Origin of the sequence: Streptomyces sp. NPDC058457, from assembly GCF_042720695.1 — a bacterium.
Taxonomy (GTDB): domain Bacteria; phylum Actinomycetota; class Actinomycetes; order Streptomycetales; family Streptomycetaceae; genus Streptomyces.
The window spans coordinates 1-16,484 of record NZ_JBHXLU010000001.1 but is presented as its reverse complement, the minus strand read 5'-3'; the positions used below and the strand labels follow the sequence as shown (position 1 = coordinate 16,484).

At 72.9% G+C, this 16,484-nt stretch carries 14 protein-coding genes; 8 read left to right on the top strand and 6 right to left on the bottom strand.

All coding sequences use genetic code 11. The features are described 5' to 3' along the window. Positions 1-62: 62 nt before the first annotated feature. The gene (locus ACFWPS_RS00070) at positions 63-1,514 is read right to left on the bottom strand and encodes a protein phosphatase 2C domain-containing protein (RefSeq protein WP_383699104.1); all 1,452 of its coding nucleotides are present in this window, start codon (positions 1,512-1,514) and stop codon (positions 63-65) included. Positions 1,515-2,019: 505 nt separating this feature from the next. Between ACFWPS_RS00070 and ACFWPS_RS00065 the strand changes: the two genes are divergently transcribed. Together ACFWPS_RS00065 and ACFWPS_RS00060 are read left to right on the top strand one after the other, a co-directional pair. Beyond that, positions 2,020-3,000 (top strand): helix-turn-helix domain-containing protein, encoded by a 981-nt coding sequence (locus ACFWPS_RS00065; RefSeq protein ID WP_383699102.1) that lies wholly within the window; start codon positions 2,020-2,022, stop codon positions 2,998-3,000. A gap of 36 nt (positions 3,001-3,036) precedes the next feature. Next, positions 3,037-3,525, top strand: coding sequence for a DUF456 domain-containing protein (locus ACFWPS_RS00060; RefSeq protein ID WP_383699100.1), 489 nt, complete (start codon positions 3,037-3,039; stop codon positions 3,523-3,525). Positions 3,526-3,529: 4 nt separating this feature from the next. Here ACFWPS_RS00060 and ACFWPS_RS00055 read toward each other — a convergent pair whose 3' ends face one another. The 4 genes from ACFWPS_RS00055 to rsgA all read right to left on the bottom strand — a co-directional run bounded on the left by ACFWPS_RS00055 (position 3,530) and on the right by rsgA (position 8,168). Beyond that, complete coding sequence (locus ACFWPS_RS00055) at positions 3,530-4,711, bottom strand: SGNH/GDSL hydrolase family protein (protein ID WP_383699098.1); 1,182 nt, start codon at positions 4,709-4,711, stop codon at positions 3,530-3,532. A 304-nt stretch (positions 4,712-5,015) separates the two neighbouring features. Next, positions 5,016-5,504 (bottom strand): methylated-DNA--[protein]-cysteine S-methyltransferase, encoded by a 489-nt coding sequence (locus ACFWPS_RS00050; protein WP_383699096.1) that lies wholly within the window; start codon positions 5,502-5,504, stop codon positions 5,016-5,018. Beyond that, a complete protein-coding gene (locus ACFWPS_RS00045) occupies positions 5,504-6,907 on the bottom strand; it encodes a DNA-3-methyladenine glycosylase 2 family protein (protein ID WP_383699768.1) in 1,404 nt (467 codons plus the stop codon). The genes ACFWPS_RS00050 and ACFWPS_RS00045 overlap by 1 nt, the downstream gene beginning before the upstream one ends. Before the next feature lie 166 nt (positions 6,908-7,073). Then, on the bottom strand, positions 7,074-8,168 hold the full coding sequence (rsgA, locus tag ACFWPS_RS00040; protein ID WP_383699094.1) for a ribosome small subunit-dependent GTPase A: 1,095 nt from the start codon (positions 8,166-8,168) through the stop codon (positions 7,074-7,076). A 629-nt stretch (positions 8,169-8,797) separates the two neighbouring features. Here rsgA and ACFWPS_RS00035 point away from each other — a divergent pair. The 3 genes from ACFWPS_RS00035 (at position 8,798) to ACFWPS_RS00025 (ending at position 12,018) form a co-directional block, all read left to right on the top strand. Continuing rightward, positions 8,798-9,832: an acyltransferase family protein gene (locus ACFWPS_RS00035; protein WP_383699092.1), complete on the top strand. Its 1,035-nt coding sequence runs from the start codon at positions 8,798-8,800 to the stop codon at positions 9,830-9,832. Positions 9,833-9,972: 140 nt separating this feature from the next. After that, complete coding sequence (locus ACFWPS_RS00030; protein WP_023544341.1) at positions 9,973-10,176, top strand: cold-shock protein; 204 nt, start codon at positions 9,973-9,975, stop codon at positions 10,174-10,176. A gap of 87 nt (positions 10,177-10,263) precedes the next feature. Further along, positions 10,264-12,018, top strand: coding sequence for a DEAD/DEAH box helicase (locus ACFWPS_RS00025; protein ID WP_383699090.1), 1,755 nt, complete (start codon positions 10,264-10,266; stop codon positions 12,016-12,018). 243 nt (positions 12,019-12,261) lie between these two features. Here ACFWPS_RS00025 and ACFWPS_RS00020 read toward each other — a convergent pair whose 3' ends face one another. Then, the gene (locus tag ACFWPS_RS00020; RefSeq protein WP_383699088.1) at positions 12,262-13,272 is read right to left on the bottom strand and encodes a LacI family DNA-binding transcriptional regulator; all 1,011 of its coding nucleotides are present in this window, start codon (positions 13,270-13,272) and stop codon (positions 12,262-12,264) included. Between the two features lie 201 nt (positions 13,273-13,473). Between ACFWPS_RS00020 and ACFWPS_RS00015 the strand changes: the two genes are divergently transcribed. The 3 genes from ACFWPS_RS00015 to ACFWPS_RS00005 all read left to right on the top strand — a co-directional run bounded on the left by ACFWPS_RS00015 (position 13,474) and on the right by ACFWPS_RS00005 (position 16,396). Then, on the top strand, positions 13,474-14,283 hold the full coding sequence (locus tag ACFWPS_RS00015; RefSeq protein ID WP_383699086.1) for an ATP-binding cassette domain-containing protein: 810 nt from the start codon (positions 13,474-13,476) through the stop codon (positions 14,281-14,283). Continuing rightward, positions 14,280-15,314 carry an ABC transporter permease gene (locus ACFWPS_RS00010; RefSeq protein WP_383699084.1) on the top strand — a complete coding sequence of 345 codons (1,035 nt, stop codon included), beginning with the start codon at positions 14,280-14,282 and terminating at the stop codon, positions 15,312-15,314. The genes ACFWPS_RS00015 and ACFWPS_RS00010 overlap by 4 nt, the downstream gene beginning before the upstream one ends. Before the next feature lie 77 nt (positions 15,315-15,391). Beyond that, positions 15,392-16,396: an ABC transporter substrate-binding protein gene (locus ACFWPS_RS00005; RefSeq protein WP_383699082.1), complete on the top strand. Its 1,005-nt coding sequence runs from the start codon at positions 15,392-15,394 to the stop codon at positions 16,394-16,396. Positions 16,397-16,484 lie beyond the last annotated feature (88 nt).

Genomic DNA, 16,484 nt, shown 5'->3' with positions numbered 1-16,484 from the left:
TCGGCTCCGCGGATCTCCGGCTCCCTGCGCGATGCCCTTCCATGTATCCACAGAGGCCGCGCTCACGCCTCCCAGACGGCCGCCGCCGTACGGTCGTCGGCGTACCCCTTGACCCGAACCTGGGCGTCCGCGAGGAACGCGGCGAGGCCCGGCGGGGTGCGGCCGGACCAGCGCCGGGCCAGGTAGGCGCAGAGTGCGGGCTCGCCGCGCAGCGGGTCGGCGAGGCCGCCCGTGCACATCACGAGGGCGTCACCCGGGCGGGCTACCGAGGCGCGGAACAGGAACGGGTCGCGGGTCGGCTCGGGGGCCGGTTCGTAGGGGCTCGGCGGGGTCGGGATGCCGAGGTCCATGGTGAGCCGGTCGCCCTCCGGGGTCTCGGAGGGCAGCGAGCCGAAGCCGAGCACGGGTTCGCCGGGGGTGTCGGCGTCGACGCGCGGCTCGATGTCCTGCCACTCGCCGCCGCGGAGCCGGAACAGCCCGCCCTCGCCGACGCCGAAGAAGACGCGGGTACGGCACTGCGGGTGGGCGGGGATGAGGAGGCAGCGCAGGCTGGCCGCGTACTCGTCGGGGGCGATGCCCTGTTCGGCGGCGCTGGCGCGGAGCTTGCCGAGGCTGCGGTCGGTGAGCCGGTGCAGCCCGGACTTGAGGTCGCCGCGCCGGGCGGCCTGGATGTCCTCGGTGAGCCGCTGGTGGCTGCGGCCCACGGCCCGGGCGATCCACTCGCACACCTCGGCGGCGGCCCGGTGCGCGCCGGGGGTGGCCCGGGCGCCGGTGGCCATGGCGACGAGGACCAGGGCCTGGTCGCCGGACCCGAACCGGGCGGTGAGCAGGGCGTCGCGGCGCGGCTCGCCCCGGTACCGGGCGGAGTCGCCGCGCTGGGAGACGGCCCGCAGGGTGCAGGCGCCGTACCGGGCGCCGTCCAGGACGGTGTCGGCGACCAGGTCGTCGAGTTCGTCGGGGTCGGCGGCGGGCAGGGCGGTGGGCTCGGCGTCGTAGGTGGGCGGTCCGGAGCCGACGTAGTCCACGGAGGAGGCCGAGGCGGCGGCCGGGACGGCCACGGCGTCCGCGACGGCCGCGACGTCCCAGCTTTCCGGGACTTCCGGGAATTCCGGGGTTTCCGGGGTTTCCGGGACCTCCGGGGCTTCCGGAACGGCAGGCGGTGGCGGTGCGGTCAGGTCGAGGCGGGTCGCGGGGTGGGCATCGGCCAGGGCGTCGTCGTCCGCCTCCAGCAGCTCCTGGTCCTCCACGTCCCACGGCCAGGTCTTCGGAGCGGCCCTGGTGTCCTCGGCGGGGGCGGCGGCCGCCCGCTGTGCCGGCACGGTCGGCGGTGCCTGCTCGTCGCCCGGTTCCGCGGTGACGCCCCGCCGTCCCCCCACCGTCTTCTTCGCCGAGGCGAAGCGGTCGTCCAGGGAATCGGGTGCGGCCGTGGGTCCGGTGTCCTCGGTGGAGTCGTCGTACAACTGCCCCCACCAGTCGTCCTCATGACGGGTGGGCCTACCCCCTGGCTGGCTCATGCCCCTAATTGTCCACCGCACGGGCCGGATGAAAACGGGGCATCCGGAAAATCCCGCACCCGACCCCGTCTCGAACGGCGCGTCGAGGGACATCTTGAACACCCGTACGAGGAAAGGGACTCGACGACACGCGCGGTGCGCGGCTGGCGGTGGTGACGGAAGTGCCGGAGCTGACACGTGTGAGTCGCCGGGTGGTCCCACCCCCCACGGGAGAACCACCCGGCGACACCGGAGTGACCGGCCCCAGATCCCCTACGCGTACGCGCGTCATGGGGCCGGCCACCGTTCGCACGGCCGAACGCCACGGCGCCGGCCGGAAGGCCAGATTGTGACGGGTCTTCCTGGCGGCCAGCTGTGAATGACGGATCGGATTCCCGTGCGAAGGTGCTGCGGTGACGTGATCTTGGCAGAGTGGCGCGCGGTACGGCGATGATGTGCCACGGCGGGTTTGCGCCGTGGCCGGTTCCCGCCAGGCCACCGGGGATCGAGGGAGGAACGCGGGTCGATGCTGGCAGCGCTGGGGCTGGACGAACGGGACGAGTCGGCGTACCGGGCGCTGGTGTCCGCGGGCGCCGCCGACGTGTCCGGCCTGGCACGGCGTCTGACGCTGGCGGAGCCGGACACCGAGCGCGCGCTGCGCCGGCTGGAGCGGCACGGGCTGGCCGCCCAGTCCTCGGAGCGGCCGGGCCGCTGGGTGGCGGCGCCGCCCGGGGTCGCGCTGGGCGCGCTGCTCACCCAGCAGCGGCACGAGCTGGAGAAGGCGGAGCTGGCGGCGGCGCTGCTCGCGGAGGAGTACCGGGCGGCGGCCGCCGAGCCCGCGGTGCGGGACCTGGTGGAGGTGGTGACCGGTGCCCCGGCCGTCGCCCGGCGGTTCCGCCAGCTCCAGCTGGGTGCCCTGGACGAGGTGTGCGCGCTGGTCACGGACAAGCCGGTGGCCGTCACCGGGACGGAGAACGACGCGGAGGAACAGGCCGCGCACCGGGGCGTGCGCTACCGGGTGGTGGTGGAGCGGCCGGCGCTCGACCTCCCGGACGCGATCTCGGAGCTGACGGCGGCGCTGGGCCGGGACGAGCAGGTGCGGGTGGCGGAGCGGGTGCCGACGAAACTGGTCGTCGCCGACCGCGCGCTGGCGCTGGTCCCCCTCACCTCCCGCACCTCGGAACCCGCCGCCCTCGTGGTGCACGCCAGCGGCCTGCTGGAACTCCTCTGCGGCCTGTTCGAGTCGGTGTGGCGGGAGGCGCTGCCGCTGCGCCTCGGCGCGAGCGGGGTACGGGAGGAACAGCCGGACGGCCCCGACGCCACCGACCTGGAGGTGCTCTCGCTGCTGCTGGCCGGCCTGACCGACGCGAGCGTGGCCAAGCAGCTCGATCTGGGCCTGCGGACCGTGCAGCGCCGGGTGAAGCGGCTGATGGAGCTGGCCGGGGTGGCGACCCGGCTGCAGCTGGGCTGGCACGCGTACGAACGGGGCTGGGTGACCCGGAACTGACCTGCGCGTCCGGCGGTCGTCCGGCACTCTGGGCAGATGGGAGCAGGGGAACTCCTGCTGGTCGGCCTGGTGCTGGTGCTCGGCCTGTGCGGGGTACTGGTGCCCGGGGTGCCGGGTACGGGGCTGGTGTGGGCCGCGGTGCTGTGGTGGGCGCTGTACGACCCGCGCCCGGTGGCGTGGACGGTCCTGGTCGGGGCGACCGTGGTGCTGCTGTCGGCGCTGGTGGTCCGCTGGGTTCTGCCCCCGCGCCGGCTCCGGGCCAGCGGCGCCACCCCTCGCATGGGCGTGTACGCCGGCACCGGCGCCGTCCTCGGCTTCGTCCTGCTCCCCGTCGTCGGCGCGATCCCCGGTTTCATGGCCGGGATCTACCTGCACGAACGCCTCCGGCTCGGCCGGCACGCCGAGGCACGGGCCGCCCTGCGCACCACGATGAACGCGGGCGGCTCCAGCGTGCTGGCCGAGCTGCTCGCGTGCCTGCTGGTCACCGCCGGCTGGCTGACGGCGGTGATCTGGACCGCGGGCTGAGGGCTCAGAGCAGATCGACGAGCGGGACGGAGGCGGCCAGGGCGCGTGCGCCGGCGTCGTTGAAGTGCAGGTGGTCGCCGGGGTCGTAGGCGGGCCGGATGCGGCCGGGCTGCTGCGGATCCCGTACGACGGCGTCGAAGTCGACGTACGCGTCGAAGATCTGCCCGGTGCGGATCAGCGCGTTCACCTGCTGGCGTACCGCCTCCCGGGCATCGGTGTACGCGCTGTACCCGGCGTAGGGCGTGAGGGTCGCGCCGACCACCCGGATGCCCCGCTCGTGGGCACGGGTCACGATGGTGCGGTAGGCCCGCACGAAGTCGGCGGGGTCCGTGGCCTCCGGGGTGCCCTTGATGTCGTTGATGCCTTCGAGGAGGACCAGGGTCCGGACACCGGCCCGGTCGAGCCCGTCGGCGTCCAGACGACTCAGGGCTCCCGGTCCTCCGGTGCTGTCGAGCAGCAGCCGGTTGCCGGAGATCCCGGCGTTGAGGACGCCGATCCGGAACGGCCGCAGGCGGTCCGCGAGGCGGTCGGGCCAGCGGTGGTCGGCGTCCATGCTGGTGCCGTTGCCGTCGGTGAGGGAGTCACCGAAGGCGACCACGGTGCCGCGGGTCTCGGCCTGTACGTCGACGCCCGTGACGTAGTACCAGTGGCCGGTGGTGCCGGTGTAGGCGCCCCCGTCCTCGTCGTCGGCCCGCCCGGCGCCGTCCTTGGCGAGGTAGCTGGTCCGGAGCGCGACCCGGTGGTAGGTGGCGGGCCCGGAGTCGCCCGGGGTCTCGACGCTGACCAGCAGATCGGCGGCGGCCGGGACGGCGAGCGGTACCGGGTCGCTGACCAGGTCCTGCCCGACGGGTACGACGGCGGTGCCGGCGCCCTCGAAGGTGGCGGCGCGCATCGACCCGGGTACGGCGGCCGGGCCGTCGCCCTGCCGCACGGCGACGGTGACGGCTCCGAGCCGGAGCGGGGCGCTGCCGAGCCGGTTGCTGACCCGCACGCGGACCGCGCTGCCGCCGACGCTCAGGTGGACGACGTTGCGGAACGCGGCGCCGGGTACCGCCGGGTCGGTACCGGAGGGCGCGGCCTCCCAGCTCCCCGCCCAGAGCGAGTGCCCGGCATCGGCACCGGCCCGCCCGGTCGCCCCCACCACCAGCAAGAACGCCGCCGCGAGCACCCGCCCGACCTTGCCCATCCACACCCGCCCTTCCGTAGGCCCACTGGAGGGGAAGGTGACATATGGGGGATGCCGTGAACGGTAACTCGACCAGGAGACCACCCGGGTGGCGGAGCGTGGGAAGGGACGGCGGAGGGGTGGTGACGGTGATGGGGTGGCTGCGGGTGGGTGGGGGCTGAGCGCGCAGTTCCCCGCGCCCCTTACAGGGCGCTGCAGTCCCGTCAGCTACATGGCTGCGGGCAATCTGGGCGCTGGGGGTCCCCCCGGCCGAAGGCTGGGGGAGGCGCCCTGCAAGCGCCGGTAAGCGTCCTCGGCCCCAGCCCTAACCCACCGCACCTTCCAACTTCAGCAGCCGCACCTTCCGCTCAAGTCCCCCCGCATACCCGGTCATCGTCCCGTCCGCCCCGATCACCCGATGACAAGGCCGCACGATCAGCAACGGGTTCGCCCCGATCGCCCCGCCGACCGCCCGAACCGCCGTCCGAGACGCCCCGATCCGCGCGGCGATCTCCCCGTACGTCATCGTCGCCCCGTAGGGAACACCGTCGAGCGCACCCCACACCCGCTCCCGGAACTCCGTACCGTGTGCGCTCAACTCCAGCCGGAACTCCTTGAGTTCACCGGCGAAGTAGGCACCGAGCTGATCCTCGGCGGCCCGGAAAGGACCGGGGTCGGACAGCCATCCCGCCTCGACGCTCCGGCCGCCCTTCTGGCCGGGCACGGACAGCGAGGTGAGCGCCCCTTCGCCGTCGGCGGTGAGGAGCAACTCCCCCACGGGCGAAGCGATTCGCGTCCAGTACGTGGCACCCATCAGTTCCTCGACTCTCCTTCGACCAGCAGATGCCGGACGGCGTACGACCGCCAGGGCCGCCACTCGTCCGGTACGTCAAACCCGGGCAGCCCGGGCAGGGTGACATCGGGGTCGGCGAGGGCGCGGACGCGGATGGTGGCGAGGACCGCCGGGTCCATCCCGGGCAGCGCGCGCAGCGCCGCCTCCGCCTCGTCCCGGTCGGCGCCCGGATCCAGCCGTACCGTCCCGTCGGCGAGCGCCGCGGCCAGTGCGCCGAGGCTGCCGTCGGGCTCCGCGCCCGCGAGCACCGCGGGCTCGGGGAAGAGGTGGGTGAGACCGCCGGACGGCGCGTCCAGCGCCTTGCCGTACCGCCGCACCAAGCGCTCGGCGGCCTCGGTGCCGACGAGCGCCCGTACGGCGGCCTCGGCCGGGTCCGCGGCACCGGGTGACCGCAGCCCCGGCCGGGCGGCGACCAGCGGAGCGAGCCGCGGGTCGTCGGCGAGCCGCTCGTCGACGGCGTACGGATCGGCGTCGAGGTCGAACAGCCGGCGCAGCCGCTGTACGGCGGTGGTCAGGTCGCGCGGGTCGGTGAGGCGCAGCCGGACGTCGAGCCAGCCGCCGGGATGAGCGCCGAGGCCCGTGGCGGTCGTACCGGTCCGCTCCTGGACGGCGACGACGGCGTGGCCGTACGGCAGTCGCAGGGTGCGGCGGTAGGTGCGCGCGCCGGGGGTGCCGATGACCTCCTCCACGCCGGGCACGGATTCCCGCTCCAGCAGGTCGAAGACCGGGCCGGCCCGGTACGGGCCGCGGTGGGCGAGCCGCAGCGGGATCCCGGTGACCGGACTGCCGCGACGTGCGCCCCGGCCGCCGGGCGCGGCCTCGCGCAGCCCGCTCGGGGTGGTGGCGTACACGGCGCGGACGGTGTCGTTGAACTGCCGCACACTGGCGAACCCGCTCGCGAACGCGATCTCCGTGATCGGCAGCTCGGTGGTCTGCAGCAGCGTGCGTGCGGTGTGCGCCCGCTGGGCCCGGGCGAGGGCGACGGGACCGGCGCCGAGCTCGGCGGTGAGCTGCCGCTGCACCTGGCGTGCGCTGTAGCCGAGCCGGTCGGCGAGCCCGCCGACGCCCTCCCGGTCCACGACGCCGTCACCGATCAGCCGCACCGCCCGGCCGACGACGTCGGCGCGGACGTTCCACTCGGCGGACCCGGGTACGGCGTCCGGCCGGCATCGCCGGCAGGCCCGGAAACCGGAGCCCTGCGCGGCGGCCGCGGTGGGGAAGAAGCGGACGTTGCGCCGCTTCGGGGTGACGGCGGGGCAGCTGGGGCGGCAGTAGATGCCGGTGGTCTCGACGGCGAAGAAGAACGCGCCGTCGAACCGGGCATCGCGGCTGCGGACCGCCTCGTACCTGGTGTCTTCGTCCATCACGCCTTCAAGTGTGGGTGATGGACGAAGGGCGGGGCTGGCGGGAATCGGACGTGACGCTGAAGCCCGTAAGAGTGGAACGCCCCGTCAGGGGCGCGGGGCTGTGTCGACGTGCGGCTGCCGCCGCGTGTGCGCGACCAGCCCCCGCGCGCCTGCGGTCAGGCAACTACCCCCACCGCCCCCTCTTCGCCTCCATCGCCGCCTTCCCCTCCGCGCCCCGCTTCTTCCAGTCCTTCTTGATCTCGGACCTGAGCCGGGCATCCGTCTTCGCGATGATCCACTGGTTCTCCCGCATCAGCTTGCGGTAGCTCTCCAGCCGGCGCACGGGCAGTTCCCCGGCCTCCACCGCGGAGCGCACCGCGCAGCCCGGCTCGCTCTCGTGCCCGCAGTCGGAGAACCGGCACTCCTCCGCCAGTTCCTCGATCTCGGAGAACACCTGCCCGACCCCGGTCTCGGCGTCGAACAGCCCCACCCCCCGCAGTCCCGGCGTGTCGATCAGCACGCCCCCGCCCGGGAGCGCGAGGAGATTGCGGGTGGTGGTGGTGTGCCGGCCCTTGCCGTCGACGTCCCGGGCGGCCTGGACGTCCATCACGTCCTCCCCGAGGAGCGCGTTGGCGAGGGTGGACTTGCCGGCGCCGGACTGGCCGAGCAGCACCGACGTACCGGAGCCGACGAGGGCGACCAGCGTGTCCAGGCCGTCGCCCGCGTGCGCGCTGACCGTGAGGACGGGCACGCCCGGGGCCGTCGTCTCGACGTCCTGGACGAGGTGCGCGAGGGTCACCGGGTCCGGGACCAGGTCGGCCTTGGTGAGGACCACGACCGGCTGCGCCCCGGACTCCCAGGCCAGCGCCAGGAACCGCTCGATGCGGCCGAGGTCGAGCTCGACGGCGAGGGACACCGAGACGATCGCGTGGTCGACGTTGGCGGCGAGGATCTGTCCCTCGGACCGCTTGGAGGAGGTGGAGCGCACGAAGGCGGTACGGCGCGGCAGATACGCGCGTACGTAACGGGGGTTGCCGCCGGGTTCCACGGCGACCCAGTCGCCGGTGCACACGACGCGCATCGGATCGTGCGGGGTGACGAACGCGGTGTCGGCGCGCAGCAGCCCGCCGGCGGTGACGACGTCGCACTGCCCGCGGTCGACCCGGACGACACGCCCGGCCAGCAGCCCTTCGGCGTCGTAGGGGGCGAATTCCTTCGCCCAGGTCTCGTCCCAGCCGTAGGGAGCGAGCGCGGAGAAAACAGCAGAGCTGGAAGTCAAGGGTGACCCTTCACAAGGGCGGCCCCGGGAAGTGGAGAGGTCAGCCGGTGGCCGCGGAGGTGGAATGGATGAACTTCTGGTCGCGGGCAGCGCCCATCGCAACGGCAGCCATCGGTCAACACCTCCCTGATCGAACCAAGTCACCCACGGCACCCACGGGTAGCCGCTCCAACTTCGCCCACCGTAGCGGGGACCCGGGCCGCGACGCCATCGAATTACGGGGTACCCCGGCGGCGTCCCGGCGCTCCCGGCCCGGGGGGTGTCGTACCGGGCACGGAATGGTTGCGGCATGGCCTTCCCGGCGCGAGGGCGCGGCGGCCGCGGGAGCATGACGGCCATGAGCAGAGACCGGTACGTCGACTTCCTGCGCGCCTGGGCGATCGTGCTGGTGGTGCTCGGCCACTGGCTGATCACCGCCCTGGTCCGGGAGCCCGGCGGACAGATCACCGCCCCGGAGCTGCTGGCGGCCGTTCCCTGGACCCAGTGGCTGACCCTCGCGTTCCAGATCATGCCGCTGTTCTTCCTGGCCGGGGGGGCATGCGGCGGGCGGTTCCTGGTCGCGTGCCCGGGCGGCCGGGGGTACCCCTGCGGGATGGCTGGGGCGGCGGGCGCTGCGGCTGCTTCTTCCGGTGGCCGTCTACAGCGGTGCGGTGTTTCTCGCCGTCGGTGTCTGCTCGGCGGCCGGTGTGGACCCGGACACGCTGGCGCTGGTGGGCTGGGCGATGGCGATGCAGTTCTGGTTCCTTCCGGTGTATCTGCTGCTCAGCGCCCTGACGCCGGCGCTGTACGCGGCGCACCGGCGCTGGGGGCCGCGCGTCCCGCCGGCGATGGGGACGGTCGCCGTGGCGGTCGACGCGCTCGTGGTGACGGCGCACGCTCCCTACGTGGGGCTGCTCGACTACGTGCTCGTGTGGGGTGTCGCCTACCAGTTGGGGTTCTGCTGGCGGGACGGTCTGCTGACCGGTCGCCGGCTCGTGCCGTTCGCGATGGCGGCGGGCGGCGGACTGGCGTTCGCCGCGCTCGTGGCCCTCGGGCCGTTCCCGGTCAGCCTGATCCTGGTGACCGGGCAGAGCCCCAGCAACACCGATCCGCCGTCGGCCGCGATGCTGGCGTGGGTGGTCGCCCAGGTCGGACTGAGCCTCCTCGCCGCGCCGCGGCTGCGGAGGCTGCTGGACCGGGAGCGGGTGTGGCGGATGGTCCGCCCCGTGGGCGCGGCCAGCATGACGCTGTACCTGTGGCACATGCTGCCGGTGCTGGCCGTCGCCGCCGGGTTCTACCTGACCGGCCTCGCGCCCGAGCCGACACTCGGCTCCGCGGCGTGGTGGGGGCTGCGGGTGCCGTGGCTGCTGGTGCTCGGTGCCGTCCTGGCCTGCGTCGTGTCCGCGCTGAGGCCGCTGGAACGCGGGCTGGGTGTGCTGTACGAGCGGACCGTTCCGGACGCCGGCCTGCGCCGTGCCTGGCCGCTGTGGCTCGGCCTGGCCATGAACGTCGCCGCTCTGGGCCGCCTCGCCGTGCAGGGCTTCGCGCCGGGCGGCCGGCTCCCCGTGCTGCCAGCGACGGGCGTGCTGCTGGGCACGGTGTTGGTGATGCTTCCCCGGTGGACGGCGGCAGGCCGGCTCGACGAGCGGCCCGAGACCACCACTCGGACCGCGGACCGCGTGTGAGGCTGTGCTAGCCTAGTCGTGTTGCAGTTGTGGTACCCATGAACCTATGTGCACCTGACGGGAAATGCTTCTCCTGCAGGTGCATTAGTTGTTTTACCGGCATCTCCGGATGGGGCCTCTGCCTACAGAAGGAGAAGGTCATGGCACAGGGAACCGTGAAGTGGTTCAACGCCGAAAAGGGTTTCGGCTTCATCCAGCAGGACGGCGGCGGCCCCGACGTCTTCGCCCACTACTCGAACATCGCGACCCAGGGCTTCCGTGAGCTGCAGGAGGGCCAGCGGGTCTCCTTCGACGTCACGCAGGGCCAGAAGGGCCCGCAGGCGGAGAACATCGTCCCCGCCTGATCGCCGGACGCGTATCCACTCACCGGGGTCCGCACCGTCATGGTGCGGACCCCGGTTTGTGCTGTTTTCAGGAAGGCAGAGCACCGCATGTCCCGCAGGCCCCAGAAGCCCAACCGGCGCACCTCGCCGCCCAGGCAGTCCCCGCCGTCCGCGTCGTCACCGCGTGAGTTCCGGGTGCCGGAGAGCACGACACCCGCACTTCCCGCCGTCGAGGACTTCGCCGCTCTGGACATGCCCGCAGCGCTGCTGAAGACCCTGACCGCGCAGGGTGTGACCACCCCGTTCCCGATCCAGGCCGCCACGCTGCCCAACTCGCTCGCCGGCCGCGACCTGCTGGGCCGGGGACGCACCGGTTCCGGCAAGACCCTCGCGTTCGGGCTGGCGCTCCTGGCCCGTACGGCCGGACTGCGCGCGGAGCCCAGGGCGCCCCTCGCTCTCGTGCTGGTGCCCACCCGGGAACTCGCCCAGCAGGTGACGGACGCGCTGACCCCCTACGCGACGGCCGTGAACCTCCGGCTGGCCACGGTGGTCGGCGGGCTGTCGATCACCAAGCAGGCCGCCACCCTCCGGCGCGGCGCCGAGGTGGTCGTGGCGAGCCCCGGCCGACTCAACGACCTGGTGGAACGCGGGGACTGCGTACTCGGCGACGTGCGCATCACGGTGCTGGACGAAGCCGACCAGATGACCGACATGGGCTTCCTGCCGCAGATCACCAAGCTGATCCAGCAGGTACGGCCCGACGGACAGCGCCTGCTCTTCTCGGCCACCCTCGACGGCAACATCGACCGCCTGGTGCAGCGGTTCCTGAGCGATCCCGTGGTGCACTCCGTGGACCCGTCCGCGGGGGCGGTCACCACCATGGAGCACCACGTGCTGCACGTCCAGGACGAGACCGACAAGAAGGCCGTCACCACGCGCATCGCGGCCCGTGACGGCCGGGTCATCCTCTTCCTCGACACCAAGAGGTCCGCGGACCGGCTCGCCAAGCGGCTGCTGGCCGTCGGTGTGCGCGCGGCGGCACTGCACGGCGGCCGCTCCCAGCCGCAGCGCAACCGCACCCTGGAACAGTTCAGGAACGGCCAGGTCACCGCCCTCGTGGCGACGAACGTCGCGGCCCGGGGCATACACATCGACGACCTCGACCTCGTCGTGAACGTCGATCCCCCCACCGACCACAAGGACTACCTCCACCGGGGCGGCCGCACGGCCCGGGCCGGCGGCTCCGGCAGCGTGGTCACGCTGGTCCTGCCCGACCAGAAGCGGGACATCACCCGGCTCATGTCGGATGCGGGCATCCGCCCCCGATCGGCCCGCATCACGTCGAGCGACGTGGAGCTGGCCACCATCACCGGGGCCCGCGAGCCTTCCGGTGAGCCCATCGTCATCGAGGTGGCCCAGCCCCAGCCGGCCGCACCGAAGGCGTCCCGCCCGGACCGGAGGGCCGGCGCCGAAGGCGGCGGGCGGTCCGGCCGGCGACGCCGAAGCGGCGGCGGCTCCGGAGCGGCGGCCGGTGCTGCCACCGGGACGGGCGGCCGGGGCTCGGCCTCCCGAACCGCCACCGGGACGGCAGCGCCTGCCGGCACGTCCACAGCAGCCGGCGGGCGCGGCTCTGCCCGCCGTAAGGGAACCGACGGGGCCTCGGGGGGCGCGAGCGGCCGTGACTCCGGCCGCCGGACCACGTCCGGTACCACCGCCGGTACCACCACCGGCACCGCATCCGGCAAGGACGACCGCGGGTCCCGGCGACGCACGCCGCCGTCCGGCGGGTCCGCCGGCAGCGCCACCGGCACGGGCGGCCACGGCTCCGGCCGCCGCGGCGGCCGTCGCTCCACCGCCACCTGAGCGCTCCGCTGGAAGTGCCGCGATATGCCGTCTGTCGACTGCGGCGCCGTCGTGGCTGGTCGCGCAGTTCCCCGCGCCCCTGACGGGGCGCTTCACACCGGCTCACTGCCTCGTCCTGGCGGGGCGCTTGAAACTGGCTCACTGCAGCGCCCCTTTAGGGGCGCGGGGAACTGCGCGACCAGCCCCCACCGGCCCGGACCCGGAATCCGGCCCCCACTCGGCGCCACCCGGCGCCACGCGCCGCTACGCGGCGAAGGGCCCCGGGATCTCCCCCGACCCCCGCCGGATCAGCCGCGTCGGCATGACCACGGTGCGCGGCGGTGAGACGTCCCCGTGGATCCGGGCGAACAGCAGGTGTGCCGCGCTGGTCGCGAGGGCCACCGGGTCCTGGGCGATCACCGTGACGGGTGGCGTCAGCCGGGCGGCGAGCGCGAAGTCGTCGAAGGCGACGAAGGCGAGGCCGCCGGGGGCCGCGGTCAGGGCGCCGAAGGCGAGCAGTTCGTTGCCGGCGAGGAGAGCCGTCGGAGGGTCGGGCAGTGCCAGCATCCCGGTGACGGCCGCGGCCGCCTCAGGACCGGTGCGCACACCGTCCCTGACCAGCGCCGGGTCGGCGGCGATGCCCGCGGCGTCCAGGGCCGCCAGATAGCCCCGCCGCCGTTCGCCGAACGTCCAGATCCTCGGCGTGTCGCCGATGTAGCCGATCCTGCGGTGCCCGTGTGCCACCACATGGGCCACCGCCTCCCGCACCGCCCCGAAGTTGTCGACCACCACGGCGTCCACGTCCAGACCGGGGGCCGCCCGGTCCACGCAGACGATTTTCGTGCCCTGCGCCTGGGCGGGGCGCAGGAAGCGGTGGCTGCCGGCGGCCGGGGTGAGGATCAGTCCGTCGACGCGGCGGGCGGTGAACGCGGCGATCACCTCGCGTTCGCGGCGCAGGTCGGCACGGCTGGAGCCGATGAGCATGATGCTGCCGCGCTGCCGGGCGACGTCCTCGGCGGCGGAGGCGACCGCGGCCATGAAGGGATCGGTCACGTCGTCGACCAACAGGCCGATGATCTGGCTCAGTTCATGGGTACGGCGCAACTGCCGTGCCACGTCGTCGCGTTGGTAGCCGAGTTTGCGGACCGCGGCCTCCACCCGAGCGGCGGTCCGCGGGGCGACGACCGAATCGCCGTTGACGACCCGGGACACCGTCATCGTGCTCACGCCCGCTTCCGCGGCAACGTCCTTCATGGTCGGCCGGGTGGCTGCCACGCCACGTCCTCCAGCTGCGTCACGTCTGAGCGTCGACTCGTTAACGTTACCAACTCGCACGCATATCAACGGCCTTGCAAACAACGGGAGATGAGGGCGCGACCAGCGCCCTCGGCGACCGGCTGCACCACCCTTGACACCCCGCCGCGGGGGCCCCAAGAATCAGCCAAGCTGTTAACGATACCAACCAGAAGGCACAACATGGCCTCTGCAAGGGAACCATTGTTCACCGCACATGGAGTGGTCAAACGTTTCGGCCACGTCCAGGCGCTCTCGGGCGCCGATTTCACGGCATACCCCGGCGAGGTCGTCGCCCTCATCGGTGACAACGGCGCCGGCAAGTCCACTCTGGTGAACGTCCTGTCGGGCGTGCTCGCCCCCGACTCCGGCGAGGTCCGTCTGGACGGCGTGCCGGTGCGGTTCTCCGGTCCGATGGACGCGCAGCGGCGCGGCGTGGAGACGGTGTACCAGGACCTGTCGCTCGCGCCCGACCTCGACGCGGCGGCCAACCTCTACCTCGGCCGGGAGATCGTGCGCGGGGGCCTGCTCGGGCGCCTCGGCATTCTCGACCGGCCCACGATGCGCCTGGAGGCGGTCAAGGCCTTCGCCGAACTCGGTGTAGAGCTCAAGGATGTGACGGCCGCTGTGACAACGTTGTCCGGCGGGCAGCGGCAGTCCGTCGCGGTGGCCCGTGCCGTCGCCTTCGCCCACAAGGTCATCTTCATGGACGAGCCGACCGCCGCGCTGGGCGTCGTCCAGCGCGCCCGGGTCCTGGAGACCGTCCGCAGGGTCGCCGACCGGGGCATCTGCGTCGTACTGATCAGCCACAACATGCCCGAGGTGCTGTCGGTCGCGGACCGGGTGGAGGTGCTGCGGCTGGGCCGGCGCGTCGCGTCGTACACCGCCGCCGACACCACGATCGAGGAGCTGGTCGGGGCGATGACCGGCTCGCTGGACGGGCCCAACGGGACCGGGGAGAACGGGACCGGGGAAGCGGAGGCCGCACAATGACGGCGCAGAGCGAGAAGGCCCCGGCCGCCGTGGGCGGCCGGGCCACGGTGCCGGACTGGGTGCGCCGCGCGGCCACCCTCAACGAACTGTGGACCTTCGTCATCCTGGTGGCGCTGGTCCTGTTCTTCACCATCGCGGCACCGGGCAAGTTCTTCACCACGTACGACATCACCCAGATCGCCGTGAACGCGGCCATCTATCTGGTGCTCGGCGTCGGTATGACGTTCGTGATCATCACGGCGGGCATCGATCTGTCGATCGGCTCGGTGCTGGTGCTGGCCGCGGTGGCGGCGGGCGAGTACAACATCCATCACGGCGGGGCGACTTCGGGCTGGGGCACGGTGGCGTTCTGTGTCGTCATCGCGCTGGCGGTGGGTACGGCGTGGGGCGCGTTGCAGGGCGCCGTGGTGGCGACCGGCAAGGTGCCGCCGCTGATCGTGACGCTGGGCGGGCTCGGCGCGGCGCTGGGCATCGCCGAACTCGCCACCGGCGGCCAGGACCCGGCCGGGGCGGCCTCCACGCATCTGCAGAACAGCCTCGGTTTCGGCAAGGTCCTCGGTATCCCCTGGATGGTGGTCCTGGCCGCCGTGGTGACCGCGGTCTTCGGCGCGGTGCTGGCCGGCACCCGGTTCGGCGAGCACACCCTCGCGATCGGTTCGAACCCCACTGCCGTACGGCGGGCGGGCATTCCGGTGGGCCGGCAACTGGTGAAGGTCTACGGCCTGATGGGGCTGCTGGCCGGGCTCGGCGCGGTGATGTGGCTGGCCTCGTACGGCACGACGTCGATCGCCGGGCACTCCACCGACAACCTCAAGGTGATCACCGCGGTGGTCCTCGGCGGTACCAGCCTGTTCGGCGGGCGGGGTTCGGTGCTGGGCACGGTGATCGGTGTGTTCATCCCGGCGGTGCTGACCACCGGGCTGATCGTGATCGGCGTCCAGCAGTACTGGCAGGACGTGGCGGTGGGCGTGGTGCTGGTCGTGGCCGTCTACATCGACCAGCTGCGCAGGAAGACCCGGGAACGCGCATGACCGGGTCGCCCGCGACGGAATCGCACATGGCCGAATCGCACATGACTCAATCGCTCGTGACTAAGGAGGACTCCGTGATGAGGAGCATTCGCAGCAGGCGCCGGTTGCTGGTCGCGGTGGGCACGGTTCTGGCCCTCGGCGCGGGGGCCTCGGCGTGCGGTTCGTCGGACGACGGTGGCGGCTCGGGGAGTTCGGGCAGCGCCAAGGGCAAGAAGGTCCGGCTGATCACCGGGGTGAAGAGCGACCCCTTCTACATCACCATGACCTGTGCCGCGCAGGAGGAGGCCAAGGCCAAGGGGATGGACTTCACGGCCGACGGTTCCGCGCAGTGGGACGTGTCCGTGCAGCGGCCGCTGCTCGACTCGGTGGCCGCGTCCCGGCCCGACGGGCTGCTGATCTCGCCGGTCGACACCAGCGCGCTGACGCCGTCGCTCAAGCAGATCCAGTCGGCCGGCACCAAGGTGGCGCTGGTGGACACGACGGTGACCGACACGTCGATCGGCATCACCCGGATCTCGTCGGACAACGAGAAGGGCGGCCGGGTCGCCGCCGACGCGCTGGCCAAGCTGATGAACGAGAAGGGCTCGGCCATCGTCATCAGCGTCAAGCCCGGTGTGTCGACGACCGACGCGCGGATCAAGGGCTTCACCGAGGAGATGGCCAAGTACCCGAAGATCAAGGTGCTGCCCACGCTCTACGACAACGACCTGCCGGCCACCGCGGCCTCCCAGATCCAGTCGACGCTCGCCGCCCACCCGGACCTCGGCGGGGTGTTCGCGGGCAACACCAACACCGGTCAGGGCATCGCCACCGGGCTGAAGCAGGCCGGCAAGGAGGGCGCGGTGAAGGTGGCGGCGTTCGACGCCGAGCCGGACGAGATCGCCTCGCTGAAGTCGGGCACCCTGCAGGTGCTGGTCGCCCAGGACCCGGCGGGGATCGGCCGGCAGGCGGTGGACCAGTTGGCCAACGCCTTCGAGGGCAAGTCGGTCAGCAAGTCGATCGGCACCACCATGGTGGCGATCACCAAGGACAACATGAACGACCCGTCGGTCAGCAAGTACTTCTACAAGTCGCAGTGCTGAACGGAGTTCCGGGAGAACGGATCTGACGGACAGCCGGAGACTGGTCCGGCGTGCGGTCAGCGGCCGGGCGGACCCACCCTCCTGGGTC

What these genes read in the sequence shown, in the direction of transcription:
- ACFWPS_RS00070 (WP_383699104.1), bottom strand. Translation starts at nt 1,514, where the DNA reads ATGAGCCAGCCAGGGGGTAGGCCCACCCGTCATGAGGACGACTGGTGG.
- ACFWPS_RS00065 (WP_383699102.1), top strand. Translation starts at nt 2,020, where the DNA reads ATGCTGGCAGCGCTGGGGCTGGACGAACGGGACGAGTCGGCGTACCGG.
- ACFWPS_RS00060 (WP_383699100.1), top strand. Translation starts at nt 3,037, where the DNA reads ATGGGAGCAGGGGAACTCCTGCTGGTCGGCCTGGTGCTGGTGCTCGGC.
- ACFWPS_RS00055 (WP_383699098.1), bottom strand. Translation starts at nt 4,711, where the DNA reads ATGGGCAAGGTCGGGCGGGTGCTCGCGGCGGCGTTCTTGCTGGTGGTG.
- ACFWPS_RS00050 (WP_383699096.1), bottom strand. Translation starts at nt 5,504, where the DNA reads ATGGGTGCCACGTACTGGACGCGAATCGCTTCGCCCGTGGGGGAGTTG.
- ACFWPS_RS00045 (WP_383699768.1), bottom strand. Translation starts at nt 6,907, where the DNA reads ATGGACGAAGACACCAGGTACGAGGCGGTCCGCAGCCGCGATGCCCGG.
- ACFWPS_RS00030 (WP_023544341.1), top strand. Translation starts at nt 9,973, where the DNA reads ATGGCACAGGGAACCGTGAAGTGGTTCAACGCCGAAAAGGGTTTCGGC.
- ACFWPS_RS00025 (WP_383699090.1), top strand. Translation starts at nt 10,264, where the DNA reads ATGTCCCGCAGGCCCCAGAAGCCCAACCGGCGCACCTCGCCGCCCAGG.
- ACFWPS_RS00015 (WP_383699086.1), top strand. Translation starts at nt 13,474, where the DNA reads ATGGCCTCTGCAAGGGAACCATTGTTCACCGCACATGGAGTGGTCAAA.
- ACFWPS_RS00010 (WP_383699084.1), top strand. Translation starts at nt 14,280, where the DNA reads ATGACGGCGCAGAGCGAGAAGGCCCCGGCCGCCGTGGGCGGCCGGGCC.
- ACFWPS_RS00005 (WP_383699082.1), top strand. Translation starts at nt 15,392, where the DNA reads ATGAGGAGCATTCGCAGCAGGCGCCGGTTGCTGGTCGCGGTGGGCACG.